Genomic DNA, 15416 nt, shown 5'->3' with positions numbered 1-15416 from the left:
TGCGCCGAGCGGTGACTCTGCTCATCACGTGTCCTCGCCTAACCGGTCGCGAAGCCGGCGACGAGGTTGATCGTCGTCGTGAGAATGACCGTCCCGAAAGCGTACGACACCAGGCAGGTGCCGCAGCGCGACGGCTTGCACAGTACCGAACGGTTGCCGGGTCGAAGCCGCATTCGATCGACGGTGGCGAAGTCGGTATCGCGCGCGGTGCCGGTGAGCGCGGTGGTGAGCACCGAGGCGGGTTCGGCGGCCGTGGTGACCAGCGCGATGTGCGCGGTGACGACGGGGTCGAGCAGGTCGAACACGCGGACTTTGCGGTGGGTCCCAGAGTCGACACCCAGGGTCGCGGCACGATGCAGGCCCACCGTCCGGTGCGCGCGTGCTCGAGCAGGATGCGCCCCCGCGGTCAGTCGTCCTCGGCGTCGTCGGCGGCCTTGTTGCGTGCCCGAGCGATCTCGAGTGCCTGCTCTGCGGTGGCCTGGTCGGGGTAGGGGCCCATCCGGTCGCCGTACCAGCAGGTCTTGCCCTGCTCGGCCTTATGGTGCTTGATGCAGTAGTACCACTGGTTGTCATCAGCCATGCCGCCAGTATGCAACGCTTCGCATACCGGCGTCTCGAAGGTCGGCACCGAGTCTGCGGCCGGTTCGCGGATCAGCAGCGCGACAGCGATGCCCACCGCGACACCGATCACCGTGTCGACCGCGCGGTCGGTGAGCATGGTGAGCGGATCGGTCGGCTCGGCCAGTTCGGTCATGGCCATGATCAGCGGGGTGAAGAACCCGAGCGCGACCGCGTAGTGGCGGGCCATGAACAACTCGGTCGGGTAGAGCAGCGCGATGATCGCCAGCGCCAGCATCTCCGGGCTCGGGCCGGGGATCAGCAGCGGCGCGGTGACCGCGAGACCGATGAAGGTGCCGACGACCCGGTGCAGGCCGCGGGTGATCCGGTCGCGGGAGGTCGCGGCGGCCAGCGGCACCGCGGCGCCCGCCATCGCCCAGTTGGCGTGGCCGACGCCGAGCAGCAGCCCGATGCCGCCGGAGATCGAGACCGCCAGCGCGTAGCGGCCCGCCTGGACGAACGAGACCCGGCCGGTCCGATGCGGCGGGATCGTCGTCCGGAGGACACACGCGCCTGCCCGGCGCTCCCGGCTGGTCGACTCGAACCAGCCGACCGCGACGCACAGCACCGCGGTGCACGCGCAGATCACCAGCGCCAGGAGCGGATCGGGCTGGGTACCGGCCACCATCGCGATCGCCCCGAACGCGAAGATCCCGAAGAACGGGCCCTCCGGCCGCAACCCGAGCCGGTCGGTGATCGGCGAGGCGACCGCGGCGAAGGCGGCCACCGCCGAGACCAGCACGGCGGGCGAGGCGTGCAGGCGGGCGAGCAGGATGCCCGCGCCGACGGCGCCGACCAGCATCACCGCGGCCTCGCTCTGGTGGATCAACCGCTGCCGTGGCGACTCGGCGAAGCCGTACATGCCGGTGAAGGAACCGAACACCGCGTAGATGAGCAGGTCGGTGCGGCCCGCGGCGATCAGCACGAGGCCGGGGATCGCCAGGCCGACGAACACCCTGGCGGCGGGCAGGTGATCGATGTCGGTGACGAACCGTCGTATCGGCGGGCGCGCCAGGGTCGACATGGTGCGCAACGTGGTTCCTCCGAAGGTCGGTCACGGGGCGATGTCCCCTGGGCCGATGGACCATCGTCCACGACCGCCGAGGGGCGCGTCAAACCATCTCGACGCAGGTGGGAGGTGATTTTCGGCACCGTAGCCGGCGTGATAAGCGGGACCTGTCGGGTGCACGGAAGTCGGTCTTGGACGCGGCGGGACGAGCGGGCGCAGACTCGAACGGTCTCCCGCGACACGCTGTCGGTGGGCCGGAACCGGGCCTACGCCGCTCCGTGACCTCGGCGGTAGAGAATCCCAAGCGGGCACCGACAGGCTTCGCACTCTCGTCGAAGGGAACATGTCATGGCTGACGGTCCGTTCACCCCGTACGACCCGGACAACGGCCCGAGCGGCAACGGGGATCGCGAGGCGGCGCCGAAGGTCAAGCCCTGGGGGCTGAAGGAGTTCGACGACGTCGACATCACCAGCACCGCCCGCGACGGGTCGACCCGCTCGCTGCACCGGTACAAGGTTGTCCCCTACGACATTCCGCCGGGCTGTGCGGCCGGGTACATGCCGGAGATGAATGTGCTGTGCGCGATCGGCGATTTCAGTATCGAGAGCGATCAGCCCTTGATGAAGAGCGTGAAAGTCACTGTCCACACCGTCGAGTTGAACCGCCGAGGAGAGCCTTGTGAACGCGAATACACGAAATACCGTGGCAGGGACGCTGTTCGTCGTCGCGATGGACAGCGAGACCGCCCGGATCCTGCCCTTCGATCCCGACACGACCGGGGTCAGCGACACCGAACACAATGTGCGCAAACATGATCCGGTCGCCCGGCATCTGCGCACGGTCGAGCGGCACACCGGGCACGACGATCATCAGGTGTATCTGCGGTACTTCGACGATCTCGCTGTCGCGCTGATCGAGGAGATCGGCACGCAGACGTTCGTCGTCCTCGGGCACGGCACCGGAAAGTCCGATGTCGCCGAGGATTTCCTGCTGCGGTTGAAGGAGAAGAACCACGCGCTGGCCGATCGGGTCGCCGGGGTCGGGGCGATCGATCTCGGTGCCGCCGACGACGCGGCGATCGAGGCCGCGGCCCAGAAGATCCTCCGGCAGGCGAGGTAGCGCCGATGTCGTATCTCCTCGCACTGGTCGCCGAGTCCGACGAGGGTTCCTTGGCGGCGCAACTGGCGGGCGAGGCGCAGCGGGTCGCGGTGCGCAACAACGTCGACGTGGTGACGCTGGCCGAACTCGACACGCTGCCCGCCTACAGCGCCGACCTCGACACCGAGGACGGGCGGCCGTTGATCGCCAACCAGTTGCGCCGCTCGACGCTGGAAGCCGACGGTGTGCTGCTGTTCGCCGACGAGGGCATGGAGGTGTCGCCGCTGGCCGGGAATGTGATCGCCTGGCTGGCGCATGCCGGGTCGGGACTCGAGGGCAAGCCCGTCGCGGTGATCACGGCCGGTCCCGGTGAGGTCGTCAACCAGAACATGGCGGATCGGTTGCGCAAGGCGGGCGCCGACGTGGTGGCCGACGGCGTCTCGATCACCGGCTCGTGGAGCGATCCGGCCACGATCACCCGGCTGGGTGACACCGTGGTGGCGGTGGCGTCCGCGGGCTGAGACCGAAGTCCCGGCCGCGGTCTCGTTCGAAGCCGCGGCCGGTTCGTGTCAGTAGACGTACACCACCGCGTTCTCGCCACCGGTGCAGGTGACGAGCTTGCCCTCCGGCACGCAGTTCATCGTGTAGGTGCGACCGGTGACCGGGCTCGCCGCCACCACCGACCGGGGGCCGGTGCCCGAGCCGCCGCTCGCGTAGGCGGCTCGGACCGCTTCCGCGAAGCCGCAGCTGGTGACCGTGCTGCCCACCGCCGCCTTGCCGAAAGCGCCACTGGCGCTGCCGGATTCACAGGGTTGCGCGCCGGCGGGCAGAGTGACCGGGCCCGCCGAGGTGGTCGGGGCCGCGGTGGTCGCGCGGGGGGCCGTGGTGGCTACCGCGCCACCGGCACCGCCGATCGGGGCGGCCGAGCTCGGCGCGGCGCTCGTGGTCTGCGCCGAGTCCGCGGCCGACATCAGGCGCCAGCCGATCGCGCCGCCGATCGCGAGCACCACGACGGCGAGGACGCCGACGAGAACCGGCAGCACTATCGAGCGCTCGCGACGCGAATCCTGTTGCTGCCAAGACGGTTCCGGGGCGTAGCCGGGATCGTACGGGTCGTCCCCATAGGCCGGGTCACGGTAGGCGTGGTCGCCGTAGGCACTGTTCGGATCGTCGTACTGCTGCGCATAGGCGTCCTGGGCGGGGCCGGTGTACTGCCTGGTCGCGGCCGCCCGCGCCGGATCGTCCGACGGGGCCTGATGCGCGGGGAACTGCGCGGCGCCACCCCGGTACTGCCGAGTCGCCTGTGCCCGTTGCGGATCCAGGTCGTCGTATTGCTCCGTCGACGCGGCGAATCGATCGGCTCCGGGCGGCGTGCCCTGGTAGTGCTGAGTCGGCGCCGACCGCTGGGCATCGATACCCACCGGGTCGTAGTGCTCAGTCGCAGGCGCGAATTCGCCCTCACCACCGAAGTGCTGTGTCGCTGCCGACCGCTGCGCATCGACAGCCGCCGGGTCGTACTGCTCGGTGGGCGGCCCGAACTCGCCCTCAGGCGCACCGAAGTGCCGCGTCGCCGCGAATCGCTGCGGGTCGTCGGCCGGCGCCGGGCGTCCGCTGTATTGCTCGGTCGGCGGCGTGAACAGGTCGGCGGGACCGTCGTCGAATCGGTCTGCCGGAGCACCGAATCGGCTGTCCGGTCCAGCGGCGTCGCTGTCGAACTTCTGTGTCGGAGCGAACCGCGGGTGCGCCGACTCGTCATCGAACTCCCCTGCCGGAGAACCGAATCGAGCACCCCGGTTCGCATCGTCGAAGCGCTGTGGGTCGCCGGTCGGCACCGTGCCGCCGTACTGCTCGGTTGGCGGTGCGAACAGGTCGGAGGGACCCTCGTCGAATCGATCTGCCGGTGAACCCGATCGGCTATCCAGCCGGGCGGGGTCGGCGTCGAACTTGTGCGTCGGAGCGAACCGCGGGACGGGGCTCGCCGACTCATCGGCGAACTTCCCTGCCGGAGAGCCGAATCGGGCATCCGGGTTCGCACCGTCGAAGCCTTGCGGGTCGCCGGTCGGGGCCGGACGGCCGCTGGGCTGCCCCGTCGGCGGGGTGAAAAGGTCCGCGGGACCGTCATCGAATTGATCTGCCGCAGAACCGAATCGGGAATCCGGATTCGCACCGTCGAATCGCTGCGGGTCGCCGAACGATGCCGGACGGCCGCCGGCCTGCCCCGTCGGCGGGGCGAAAAGGTCCGCGGGACCGTCATCGAATCGGTCTGCCGCAGAACCGAATCGGGAATCGTGATCCGGGATTCCGCCGCCGAACTGCTGGGTCGGCGCGGCGAAACGTGCAGCCGGGTTGTCATCGTCCGGCTGCTGCCCTGACGGAGCGCTGAATCGGGCGCCAGAGTTTGCGTGATCGTCGTCGAATCGTTCGGCAGGAGAGTCGAATCGGGAGTCGGGGTTCGGGATTGGGCCGCTGTACTGACGGGTGGGGGCGGCGGATTGCGGGACCGGGCCCGACGGTGCGTCGAGGCGCGGTGGGGCTTGTCTGCCTGTGTCGGAAGGCGGGGCGAAGCCGGTGGGTGCGGGGAAAGGTGAGGTCGGGACCGGGGCGGAGGTTTCGCCGGGGTGGGGGCCGTCGTAGAGGTGGGCGTCGGGGAACGGGCGCATCTTCGGGAGGCCCTGGTCCGGGGTGTAGGCCGGCGGGGGTTCGGGTGCGACGGGGGCGGCCGTGGCGTCCGCGGGCGGGAGGGGGGTGAAATGGGTGTCGGCGGCGCGGATCTCGGCGGGGCCGGTCGGCTGGATCACCGCGGGGATGGAGATCTCGCCGGTGCCCTCGACCGGGACGCGGTGGAAACCGGTGGTCTCGGCCGGGCCGGGCGCGGCGGCAGGCGGGCGGATGATCAGCGTCGGCTGGGCGCCGGTCGCGCTCGTCTGGCTGCGTGAGGTCTCGATGCCGCCGGTCGCGGTCACCGCACCGACGACACGGAACTCACCGGTCGGCGTCGGCGCGGGCTCCGCCGCGTCCTCCCCGGGCACACCAGGAACAGAACGGCCACCGGTCGTCGCACCCGCAGGCGCTCCACCAGGAACGTCGCGGCCGCCCGTCGTGGCACCAGCGGGCGCACCACTAGGCACATTGCGGCCACCGGTCGTCGCACCCGCAGAGGCGCCGCCGGGGGTGTTGCGTCCACCAGGCGCACCCACAGGCGTTCCACCAGGAACATTCCGGCCACCGGTCGTGGCACCAGTAGGCGCGCCACCAGGCACACTGCGCCCACCAGTCGTCGCGCCTGGCGGCACATTCTGGGCTGCGGCACCTGTCGCGAAGCCGCCGGGCGTGTCACGTCCCGGCACCGGACCGGATGGCATCTGACGGGCTCCGGTCGCAGGACCGAACGCCGCGCCCGCGGAACCGGATGCCGCACCAGCTCCGGCCGCCGCGCCTGCGGCACCGAATACGGCACCAGCCGCCCCGGCACCGGCACCCGCGGGGCCGAAGGGGCCAGCGGGACCGTGCCCACCGGGCTGCGGATACCCGGGCGCCCGCATCGGCGCACCACCCTGCATCGCCGCGGCCCGTGCTTCCCTGGCCGCCACCGCGAGCGCACCCGCGCTCGCGTACCGGTCGGCGGGATCCTTGGCCATGCCGCGCGCGATGACCTCGTCGAGGGTCGCGGGCAGGCCGGGCAGGATCTCGCTGGGGCGCGGCGGGGTCTCCGAGAGGTGCGCGCGGATCAGCACGCTCATGCTGGCCGCGGGGAACGGCGAGGCGCCGGTGAGGCATTCGTGCAGGACACAGGCCAGCGAGTAGACGTCGGCGCGGTGCGAGATCGGGCCGACGTCGAAGCGTTCCGGCGCCATGTAGATGTAGGAGCCCATGGCCATGCCTGCCTGGGTCACCGCGCTGTCGCCCTCGGTGTGGGCGATGCCGAAATCGGCGAGGTAGGCGAAGTCGGCGGGCGTCACCAGGATGTTGGCCGGCTTCACGTCGCGATGCACCAGCCCGCCCGCGTGTGCGGCGTCGAGCGCGGCGGCGATCTGCTCGACCACCGCGACCGCGCGATCGGGGCTCATCGGCCCACCGGCATGCAGTACGTTGCGCAGATCGGTGCCGGGGACCAGGCGCATGTCGATGAACAGCACCCCGTCGATCACGCCCCAGTCGTGGATCGGGATGACATGCGGTTCGGCGAGCTTGGCCGCAGCCTGGGACTCCCGGCGGAACCGGACCTGATAGGCCGGGTCCTGCGCGAGTTCCTCCGCCAGCAACTTCAGGGCGACCACTCGGTCCTTGCCGGTGTCGTAGGCCTCGTAGACCTCGCCCATCCCGCCTTTGCCCAGCATCGACCGCAACTCGTACGGACCGAACCTGCTCCCCGTCCGTGACCCAGGTGCCTGCACCAGCGTCCGCCTCCCACTTCTCGCATGCCCGAAGACCTGCTCGTCAGAAGGAGGATTCTCCCGGTGCCACCACGCCGTGGTCAAACGCGAACACGATCGCGGCGGCTCGATCACGCAGGTCCAGCTTGCCGAATATATGCCCTACGTGGCTTTTCACGGTGACTTCCGAGATACCGAGTTCGGCGGCGATCTCGCTGTTGACCCGGCCTCGGCCGATCAATTCGAGCACTTCGCACTCGCGTGCGGTGAGATCGCCGAGCCTGCTGTCGGTGCGGGTCCCGGCCGGTTTGACGGTCCGGTAGGCGGTGAGCACCCGCCCGGTCACCGACGGGTCGAGCCAGGCGCCGCCCGCGGCCACCGTGCGCACCGCGCGGATCAGGTCCTCGGCGGGCGAGTCCTTGAGCAGGAACCCCGCCGCGCCGGCGCGCAGCGCACCCGAGAGCAACTGATCGTCGTCGAAGGTGGTGAGGACGAGGACCGGCGGAGCGTCGGGGCGAGCGCGCAGCAACCGTGTCGCATCGATACCGCCCACCCGCTTCATCCGCAGGTCCATCAGGACCACGTCGGGACGGTCGGCGGCGACGGCGGCCACCACCTCGTCACCGTCCGCGCATTCACTGACGGTGAAGCCGTCGCGGCGGCGCAGGATCCGGCGCAGGCCGCCGCGGACGAGTTCCTGATCGTCCACGACGAGCACCGACACCGGGTTCTCGATCGGCGCGGCGGCCGTCACATGTCCTCCTGGGGTTTGGTTCTGAGCATGCCGGGCAGCATGGCCGTGATCGTCGAGCAGGCGGAGGATTTGAGCGGGAACCTCGCCCGCACGGTCCATCCGTCGCCGGCGGCGCCCGCGGTGATCGACCCGCCGAGCAGTTCGGTGCGCTTGCGCATGCCGCGCAAGCCCATGCCGGCGTCGTGGCGCGGGGGCGGGCCGAGCGGCAGCGGATTGGTCACCACCAGCGTGGCCGCCTCGGTGCTGACAGCGAGCCGCACCGTCGCCGCGTTGCCGGGCGAGTGCTTGGCGACATTGGCCAGCGATTCCTGCCCGATCCGGTACAGCGCGTGCCCGACGGTGCCCTCGACGACGGTCAGGTCGCCGGTGCGGGCGTAGTCGACGATGAGCCCGGCGCGCCGGAAGTCGCCGACGAGTTCGTCGATATCGGCGGCGCTCGGCTCGGGCGCCAGCACGGCGGGGCTGGTGTCGAGCATGCCGACGGTGCGGCGGATGTCGGCCATCGCCTGTCTGCCGAGGCGTTCGGCGTCGACGAGCGCCTCCACCGCCTCGGTGACGTCGTCGTCGGTCTGCAGCGCGCGCCGGGCCGCGGTCAGGTGCAGCAGGGTGATCGACAGCGAGTGCGCGATGACGTCGTGCACCTCGCGCGCGATCCGGCGCCGTTCCTCATCGGCGGCCTGACCGGCCCGGATCACCTGGTTCTCGCGCTCCTGATAGAGGAACCGGCGCTGGTACTGCAGCATCACCCCCACGAACACGCCGAGCACGATGCCGAGGACATACATCGGCAGCCCCTGCAATCGCTGACCCGCATCGCCCCACTGCACGTGGCCTGCGAGGTCGAAGGCGACCAGCTCGAGGATGGCGAGCAGCGCGAACCCGATGGTGAGCCCGCGTGAGGCGATCGCGGCCACCTCACCGGCGACGATCACCAGCACGAACGGTGCGAAATCGGCGCTGACCGGCTGCAGCAGGAACAATGCGCACGACAGCAGCGCCGACCCCTTCAACAGCACCGGGTGCGGCTTCACCCCGAAGATCGCGAACAGCGGAATCGGCAGAAAGGCGGCGGCCATCGCCACCAGGGGCAGCGGACTCGGGAAGTAGGAATGCCGCTGGATCACGGCCGCGCCGGTGATCACCAGCAGGGCCAGATCGGCGCCGATGATCACCGCCGGCGGGTAGTCGTAGGGCAACGACTCGATGCGCTCGCGGCAGGTACCGAGCAGTCGCCGCATCCCCGCCCGCGGCCGGTCGGCGAGCCGCCGCCAGCGGCTCGTCCGGCCCGCCATACTCGCGGGGATGGCGTGACTCACCTCCATGGGGTAAGGCTAGCCGCCGTGCCCACGACCCGTCATCGTCCCGCGAACGGTGTCCTTCTCCTACCCGGGTAGGAGAAGAAGTCGGGTCCCCGGCACGACGATTCGGGTGACGCGCGTCCGTAGCGTTTGGATCATCGCTCACGGAAGGTGAAGCCCATGACCTGGACCGATCAGCATCAGCGCACTGCTATCGTGCAGACCGTGCTCGCCAGGGCAGCGATCGACCCGAACGACCCCGGCCTGTTCGCCGGCCTCCCCGGGATCGACCGGCTCTTCGGCGGGGTCGACGGACTGCTGCAAGCCCTGTTCTACCGCTGGAACAATCATTTGCGCGCCAAACTCGAGCAAGCCGAGATAGAAGGACACACGACCGTCGAAGCGTATCTGGAACTGGCCGCCGAGCAGCCCGCGCTGCGCGCAGTTCTCGACGCGCGAGCGGCGACCGTGCAGACTACCCGTACTCGCGCCTTTGCTCGCTGACATCCTGCCAACCAAAAACCCTTGGGGGACATGACATGCCGGACATTGATTCGCCGCAACCGCCGATGCTGGAGCTGGCGCGGGTGGTCAAGCAGTACCGCGTCGGCGAACAGCAGGTACGCGCGCTCGACGAGGTGAGCATGCGGATCGAGGCGGGCCAGTTCACCTCGATCATCGGTCCTTCCGGCTCGGGCAAGAGCACCCTGCTGCACCTGCTCGGCGCACTGGACCGGCCCGACGAGGGCTCGATTCGCTTCCGCGGCACGGAGATCGGCGATCTCGACGAGGACGCTCAGGCCGCATTTCGTTTGCAGCAGGTCGGTTTCGTCTTCCAGTTCTTCAACCTGCTGCCCACCCTGTCGGCGTGGGAGAACGTGGCGGTGCCGAAACTGCTGGACGGCACCGGACTACGCAAAGCCAAGCCGCGGGCGCTGGAACTGCTCGACCTGGTCGGCCTCGGTGACCGGTCGCAGCACCGGCCCGCGGAACTGTCCGGCGGGCAGATGCAACGCGTCGCGGTGGCACGCGCGCTGATCATGGATCCGCCGCTGATCCTGGCCGACGAACCCACCGGCAACCTCGACTCCAAGACCGGTGCGTCGATCCTGGCTCTGCTGGGAGACATCACCGCACAGGGGAATTCGGTGGTGATGGTGACCCACGACATGGGCGCGGTCGCCCACTGCGACCGGGTGATCGCGCTGCACGACGGCCGCATCGACGCCGACGACATCGTGGCGGAGCGGGTGGACGCATGATCGCGGCCATGTGGGATCGGTTGCGGCTGTTCAACATCGGCGAACTGATCCGCCATCCCGGCCGCACGATCATGTCGACGGCGGTGATGGCCGTCTCGGCCGCGCTGCTGGTCGCCGTGCTGAGCATCTCCGGATCGGTCACGGGGTCGGTCGACCGGCTCACCCAGGGCCTGGCGGGCGACGCCGTCCTCGAGATCACCGGCATCACCGACGCCGGTTTCGAACAGTCGCTGCTGACCCAGATCGCCGCGACACCCGGTGTCGCCAAGGCGGTTCCGATGCTGCGCAGCACCCTCGGCGCCGGCCCCGACCGGGCCATGCTGATCGGCGCCGACGCGAATATCGCCGCGCTCGGCAGCGACCTGACCGGACCGATGTCGCAGCACACCACCAAGCTGCTCACTACACCGAAGGGCGTGCTGGTCGGCGCGGCGATGGGCTACGAGGTCGGCGACAGCATCCCCATCGGGTGGGGCACCGCGACCGTCGCGGGCGTCCTCGACGACGAGGCGACCAATCGGCTCAACGGCGGTCACCTGGTCGCCGCGCCGCTGCCGCTGGCCCAGCTGCTCACCGACCGCGTCGACAAGCTGGACTCGGTGCAGATCCTGCCCACCCCCGGCACCGACGTGACCGCCCTGCGGGCCGCGCTGACCACCGTCGTCGACGGGCGGGCGGTGGTCGCCGAACCCAGTCTGCGGACCGCGCAGGCGGGCGGGGCCATCCAGATCATGCGCTATTCCACGCTGATGTCCTCGGCGGCGGCGCTGATGGTGTCGGCGTTCCTGATCTACAACGCGATGAGCATGGCGGTGACCCAGCGCAGGCCGACGCTGTCGCTGCTGCGCGCGATCGGCGGACAGCGTGGTCCGATGGTGCGCGATCTGCTGGTCGAAGCGGCGTTGCTCGGCCTGATCGGCGGTGTCATCGGGTCGGCGATCGGTGCGGTGATGGGCCGGGCCGCGATCGGGCGCCTGCCCGCGGCGATCGTGCAGTCGGTGGAGGCGCGGACCGAGTTCATGGTGCCGGATTACGCTGTGCCCGTGGCGATCGCGGCCTGTGTGGTGGCTACCGTGCTGGCGGCGGCGATCGCGGCGCGGCAGGTGTACAAGGTCGCACCGGTCGAGGCGCTCGCGCCGGTGGAGGCCGGTCACTCGGCCGCCGACAGTGCCGTCCTGCGCTGGTCGGCGCTCGCCGGTGGCATCGGCCTCGCCGCAGCGGCCGTCACGCTGGCGTTCCTCGATCTCGGGCGGGGATCGCTCGCCTCGATCTCGGCGTCGTTCGCGGCGGCCGTGCTGCTGTGCTTCGCCGCGACCAGGCCGATCGTGCGCGGCGCCGCCGGGATCGCCCGCTGGTTCGGCGCGCCGGGCGCACTCGGCGCGACGACCCTGGAACGGGCGCCACGCCGCGTCTGGGCGACGGCGATGACGGTGATGATCGGCGTCGCGGCCGTCGTCGCGCTCGGTGGGGCCTCGGGCAACATGGTCGACTCCGCGACCGAGTCGTTCGAGAGTCTCGGCGATGCCGATCTGTATGTGAGTGCCAGTCCGGTGGAACAGTTCCCGACCGGACCGGTGCTACCGCCGGACCTGGCCGAGCGGGTCGCCGCGGTGCCCGGAGTCGCGCACGTGGGTCCCGCGCAGATGGCCTTCGCGACCGTCGGCAGCGGGCGGGTGATGCTGCAGGGCTATCCGGCTCGCACCGACGAGACCCGGCTCGGCGCGGTCGACAAGGCCGTGATCGAACGGATGGGGCGCGGTGAAGGTGTCGTCGTGACCAGGGATGTGGCGCGCTCGATGCACCTCGCGGTGGGCGACGAGCTCACCATGCCCACCCCGTCGGGCGAGCGCACTGTGCCTGTGCTGCAGGTGATTCCGTATTTCACCGCGGTGTCCGGCGTGGTGATGATGAATCTGGATCAGATGCGCGAGTGGTATCAGCGGCCCGGCGAGACCATCCTGTCGGTGCAGTTCGCGCCCGGTGCCGACCCGGAGGCGGTGCGCGCCGCCGTGCGCGCCGCGGTGCCGCAGGAAATCCATGTCGACACCGGCGCCGCCATGGTGCAGGCGATCTCGTCGAGCGTGCAGCAGGGTGCGGCGATGAGCAACATGATCCTGTGGATCGTCGTCCTGGTGGCGACGGCGGCGCTGCTCAACACGCTGATGCTGTCGGTGCTGGAGCGGCGCAGGGAACTGGGCGTGCTGCGCGCCATGGGCACCAACCGCAAGTTCCTGCTGCGCTCGGTACTCGCCGAGGCGGCGGGCATCGGATTCATCGGCGCGGCAATCGGTCTCGTGATCGGTGCGGCGGTGCAATACCTGGGCGTCGTGGCGATCGGGCACGCGATGACCATCGACATCGTCTACCAGCCGAGTCCGCTGCTGGTGGTCTACGGTGCGGTCGCCCTGGGTCTGGCCCTGCTCGGTTCGATCCCGCCCGCCTTCCGCGCGGCGCGGATGCCGATCGTGGCGGCGCTGGCGGTCGACTGAAGTCAGCCGTCGCAGCGTCCGCGCGGGTTCGCCGACGCTGCGACGGTAACCATCACATGTTGCGGTGCGAGCTTCTTACCGAGTGATGCTGAGGCAGTGTACTTTTCGCTGTCCCAGCTGCGTCACAGTGGCACTTCCTCCCACCAGGCGATCACTTCGTCCTGGGCGGAGGGGCGTGGCGCTCCGCCCGCGCCGCTGCTCCCCCGGCGGCTGACGGCGATCACATAGTTCGCGCGGGCCGAGTCGCCGGGGAAGCTGATGACCTGGTGCGCGGTGTGCATGCGGGTACTGGCGGGGTCGGGAACCACCCAGCGGCGCAACGAGAACGGCACCCCGTCCTTGTCACCCGGGTACTTCACCGCCGCGGGCATCGCCTCGACCACCGAACGTGCCTGCGCCGCAGTCGCATACTCCAGCACCAGATAGCTCACGGACCCGGCATTGTTGTCGGTTCGCTCGCACTGCCAGCCCGCTCTGATCGGATTCCACTGGAGCGCCGGCTCTTTCCACTCCAGCTCACTCACCCCACGCACCGCGGCACACCGCGCACCCCGATACCCCTGCCCCTCCGCCACCTCTCCCTGCGGAACCAGCGTGGGAAACACCCGCCGACTCGCCGCGAACGAATCCCCCACCGCCGTCACCGAACTCGACGGCGCCTTGGGCGCCACACCGGCGGCTTCGTCGCCGTCGTCCCCATCGGGCAACACGACAACCACCAAGGCCACCAGCAGAGCCACCAGCGCCCCGACGAGCGCCACCAGCAACAACCACCCCACCCGATGCAGCCTGGACATCCGTCGCGGCGCAGGCCGCCGCGGATCGACCCACGGCCCCCGCCCCATCCCCTGCGGCGCCATCGGCGGACCAGCAGGCACAGCACCCTGCGGCGGGACACCCGGTCCAGCGGACGCTCCCGGCGTCACCGACCGCACCGACTCCGCCGCGTGCCCGCCATGCACCGGCACACCGGCAGGCACCGCACCCTGCGCGGCCCCGGAGGCCGACCCCGGCTGCACCCCTCCCGGCTGCACCGTTCCTGGCTGCACCATTCCCGGCTGCACCGTTCCTGGCTGTACCGTTCCTGGCTGCACCGTTCCTGGCTGCACCGTTCCCGGGTCTCCGGGCGCTCGCCCCGGATCACCAGGTGCGTGTCCATTCCCCGCGCTCGACGCCCCGGCCCCCGGTTCGTCTCCCAGGTCCAGCAGGTCACCGGGGCGACTTCCGTCGTCCGCCGGCGTGGCATCGCCTGCGTCGCCTACGGACGCGGCGGCCGGCGCATCGACACCACCCATCTCGAACGGCTTGTCCGCCGAATCAGGCACACCGACCGTCCCATCCCCGGACGCCACCTCGCCGGTACTGCTGCCTGATCCCTCCCGCGGACCTCCTGCGGCCTCCGCGAAACCCCCAGCGACACTGCCAGAACCGGATTCCATCGCGGCCCGCGCCGAGCCGGGTTCTCTCGTGTTCTCAGCCGAACCCGATCCCCTCGCTACGCCGGCCGAACTGGAGTTCGTCGCGCCCACCGCCGCGGCGGATCCTGTCCCGACCGCAGCCGAACCGGACACCGCCGCGGCGCCGGCCGAACCCGCTGGAGGCGCAGCGCCCGTCGATCCCGCGGCGGTTCCCTCCGAACCAGGACCTGTTGTGGCAACTGAGGCGGAATCCGGCGCAGCGCCGACGAGTCCGGAATCAGCAGCAGCGCTGCATGATTGGGCCGAGTTGTCAGCACCGGTTGGTGCCGCGATCGGCGTCACGTCCGTTGGGGCACTCGCGTTCGCCGCATCCAAGCGTCCGGATTCCGCGATCGGCACGACATCGGTTGCTGCCGAATCGGATACGTCGGGGCCATCGCCGGGCCGATTCGCTGTATCGATGTCGCCCGCGGGATTCCTTGCGACGCTGCCGAACTCAGGCGGTGCTTGAGCCTCCCTGGAGTCCGAGCTTGACACGACGTCACCGCCGACAGCGGGCCCCGAGCGGGGGTCGACATCCACGGCGGACCGCTGAGCGTCGCCCGGCGCTACCACCGCCCCCGACTGCACTGGAGGCTGCTGCCCCATCGTCTGCTGCGCACCAGGTTGTTGCTGAGACGCAGGCCCCGCGTGGGGCGGCCGCGAGGTCGGCGCCGGTGCACTCGGTGACTGCTGGGTCACAGGCCCCACATGGGGCTGCCGCGAGGTTGGCGCCGGTGCACCCGGTGGTTGCTGGGTCGAAGCCCCCGCGTAGGGCTGCCGCGGGACCGGCGCCGGCGCATCCAGCTGCGGGGACAGCTGCGGCTGAGCGCTCAGCTCCTGACCCATCGGTGACTGCTGGCCGAGGGATGGCTGCAGACCCGTCTGGGCGGGCGACCCTGCTTGGGCGGGCGGCGCCGGGTGAACATGTGGTGCTGGTTGGGCAGGTGGCGCTGACTGGGCGGGCGGCGCCGGATAGGCAGGTGGCGCTGAGTGGGCAGACGGCTGGGGAACGAACGGTGGTGCAGCTGGGGCGTGCTGGGCGGCGATGGGCCCG

Annotated in this window: 12 protein-coding genes; 6 read left to right on the top strand and 6 right to left on the bottom strand. The window is 70.5% G+C overall.

Annotated features, from left to right (window positions below; genetic code table 11):
- Positions 1–38 precede the first annotated feature (38 nt).
- Together ACFWPJ_RS08705 and ACFWPJ_RS08700 are read right to left on the bottom strand one after the other, a co-directional pair.
- A complete protein-coding gene (locus ACFWPJ_RS08705) occupies positions 39–365 on the bottom strand; it encodes a hypothetical protein (protein ID WP_378848933.1) in 327 nt (108 codons plus the stop codon).
- A gap of 41 nt (positions 366–406) precedes the next feature.
- Positions 407–1642, bottom strand: a complete 1236-nt coding sequence (locus ACFWPJ_RS08700; protein WP_378848935.1) for an FUSC family protein — start codon at positions 1640–1642, stop codon at positions 407–409.
- A gap of 664 nt (positions 1643–2306) precedes the next feature.
- Here ACFWPJ_RS08700 and ACFWPJ_RS08695 point away from each other — a divergent pair.
- Positions 2307–2747: a hypothetical protein gene (locus tag ACFWPJ_RS08695; protein WP_378848931.1), complete on the top strand. Its 441-nt coding sequence runs from the start codon at positions 2307–2309 to the stop codon at positions 2745–2747.
- Between the two features lie 5 nt (positions 2748–2752).
- Complete coding sequence (locus ACFWPJ_RS08690; protein ID WP_378848930.1) at positions 2753–3247, top strand: NADPH-dependent FMN reductase; 495 nt, start codon at positions 2753–2755, stop codon at positions 3245–3247.
- Positions 3248–3295: 48 nt separating this feature from the next.
- On the opposite strand, the gene ACFWPJ_RS08685 is transcribed toward ACFWPJ_RS08690, so the two are convergent.
- The 3 genes from ACFWPJ_RS08685 to ACFWPJ_RS08675 form a co-directional block, all read right to left on the bottom strand.
- Complete coding sequence (locus ACFWPJ_RS08685) at positions 3296–7063, bottom strand: protein kinase (protein WP_378848928.1); 3768 nt, start codon at positions 7061–7063, stop codon at positions 3296–3298.
- 100 nt (positions 7064–7163) lie between these two features.
- Positions 7164–7853: a response regulator gene (locus ACFWPJ_RS08680; protein WP_378848927.1), complete on the bottom strand. Its 690-nt coding sequence runs from the start codon at positions 7851–7853 to the stop codon at positions 7164–7166.
- Positions 7850–9175: a sensor histidine kinase gene (locus tag ACFWPJ_RS08675; RefSeq protein ID WP_378848925.1), complete on the bottom strand. Its 1326-nt coding sequence runs from the start codon at positions 9173–9175 to the stop codon at positions 7850–7852. Before ACFWPJ_RS08675 ends, ACFWPJ_RS08680 begins: the two co-directional genes overlap by 4 nt.
- 156 nt (positions 9176–9331) lie before the next feature.
- Between ACFWPJ_RS08675 and ACFWPJ_RS08670 the strand changes: the two genes are divergently transcribed.
- The 3 genes from ACFWPJ_RS08670 to ACFWPJ_RS08660 are packed head-to-tail and all read left to right on the top strand — an operon-like array spanning position 9332 to position 12902.
- On the top strand, positions 9332–9655 hold the full coding sequence (locus tag ACFWPJ_RS08670) for a hypothetical protein (RefSeq protein WP_378848923.1): 324 nt from the start codon (positions 9332–9334) through the stop codon (positions 9653–9655).
- Between the two features lie 35 nt (positions 9656–9690).
- Positions 9691–10413: an ABC transporter ATP-binding protein gene (locus ACFWPJ_RS08665; RefSeq protein ID WP_378848921.1), complete on the top strand. Its 723-nt coding sequence runs from the start codon at positions 9691–9693 to the stop codon at positions 10411–10413.
- Positions 10410–12902 (top strand): FtsX-like permease family protein, encoded by a 2493-nt coding sequence (locus ACFWPJ_RS08660; RefSeq protein ID WP_378848919.1) that lies wholly within the window; start codon positions 10410–10412, stop codon positions 12900–12902. Before ACFWPJ_RS08665 ends, ACFWPJ_RS08660 begins: the two co-directional genes overlap by 4 nt.
- Before the next feature lie 122 nt (positions 12903–13024).
- On the opposite strand, the gene ACFWPJ_RS08655 is transcribed toward ACFWPJ_RS08660, so the two are convergent.
- Positions 13025–13681 (bottom strand): hypothetical protein, encoded by a 657-nt coding sequence (locus tag ACFWPJ_RS08655; protein WP_378848917.1) that lies wholly within the window; start codon positions 13679–13681, stop codon positions 13025–13027.
- A gap of 168 nt (positions 13682–13849) precedes the next feature.
- Between ACFWPJ_RS08655 and ACFWPJ_RS08650 the strand changes: the two genes are divergently transcribed.
- On the top strand, positions 13850–14275 hold the full coding sequence (locus tag ACFWPJ_RS08650) for a hypothetical protein (protein WP_378848915.1): 426 nt from the start codon (positions 13850–13852) through the stop codon (positions 14273–14275).
- Positions 14276–15416: the final 1141 nt, after the last annotated feature.

Origin of the sequence: Nocardia sp. NPDC058497, assembly GCF_042720195.1 — a bacterium.
GTDB lineage: Bacteria > Actinomycetota > Actinomycetes > Mycobacteriales > Mycobacteriaceae > Nocardia.
Note: the sequence above shows the minus strand (reverse complement) of the source record. Positions and strands in the feature narration are given on the sequence as shown.

Bases quoted from the DNA above. Each gene is read 5' to 3' on its own strand.
- ACFWPJ_RS08700 (WP_378848935.1), bottom strand. From the start codon at position 1,642: ATGTCGACCCTGGCGCGCCCGCCGATACGACGGTTCGTCACCGACATC.
- ACFWPJ_RS08665 (WP_378848921.1), top strand. From the start codon at position 9,691: ATGCCGGACATTGATTCGCCGCAACCGCCGATGCTGGAGCTGGCGCGG.
- ACFWPJ_RS08670 (WP_378848923.1), top strand. From the start codon at position 9,332: ATGACCTGGACCGATCAGCATCAGCGCACTGCTATCGTGCAGACCGTG.
- ACFWPJ_RS08675 (WP_378848925.1), bottom strand. From the start codon at position 9,175: ATGGAGGTGAGTCACGCCATCCCCGCGAGTATGGCGGGCCGGACGAGC.
- ACFWPJ_RS08685 (WP_378848928.1), bottom strand. From the start codon at position 7,063: ATGCTGGGCAAAGGCGGGATGGGCGAGGTCTACGAGGCCTACGACACC.
- ACFWPJ_RS08690 (WP_378848930.1), top strand. From the start codon at position 2,753: ATGTCGTATCTCCTCGCACTGGTCGCCGAGTCCGACGAGGGTTCCTTG.
- ACFWPJ_RS08660 (WP_378848919.1), top strand. From the start codon at position 10,410: ATGATCGCGGCCATGTGGGATCGGTTGCGGCTGTTCAACATCGGCGAA.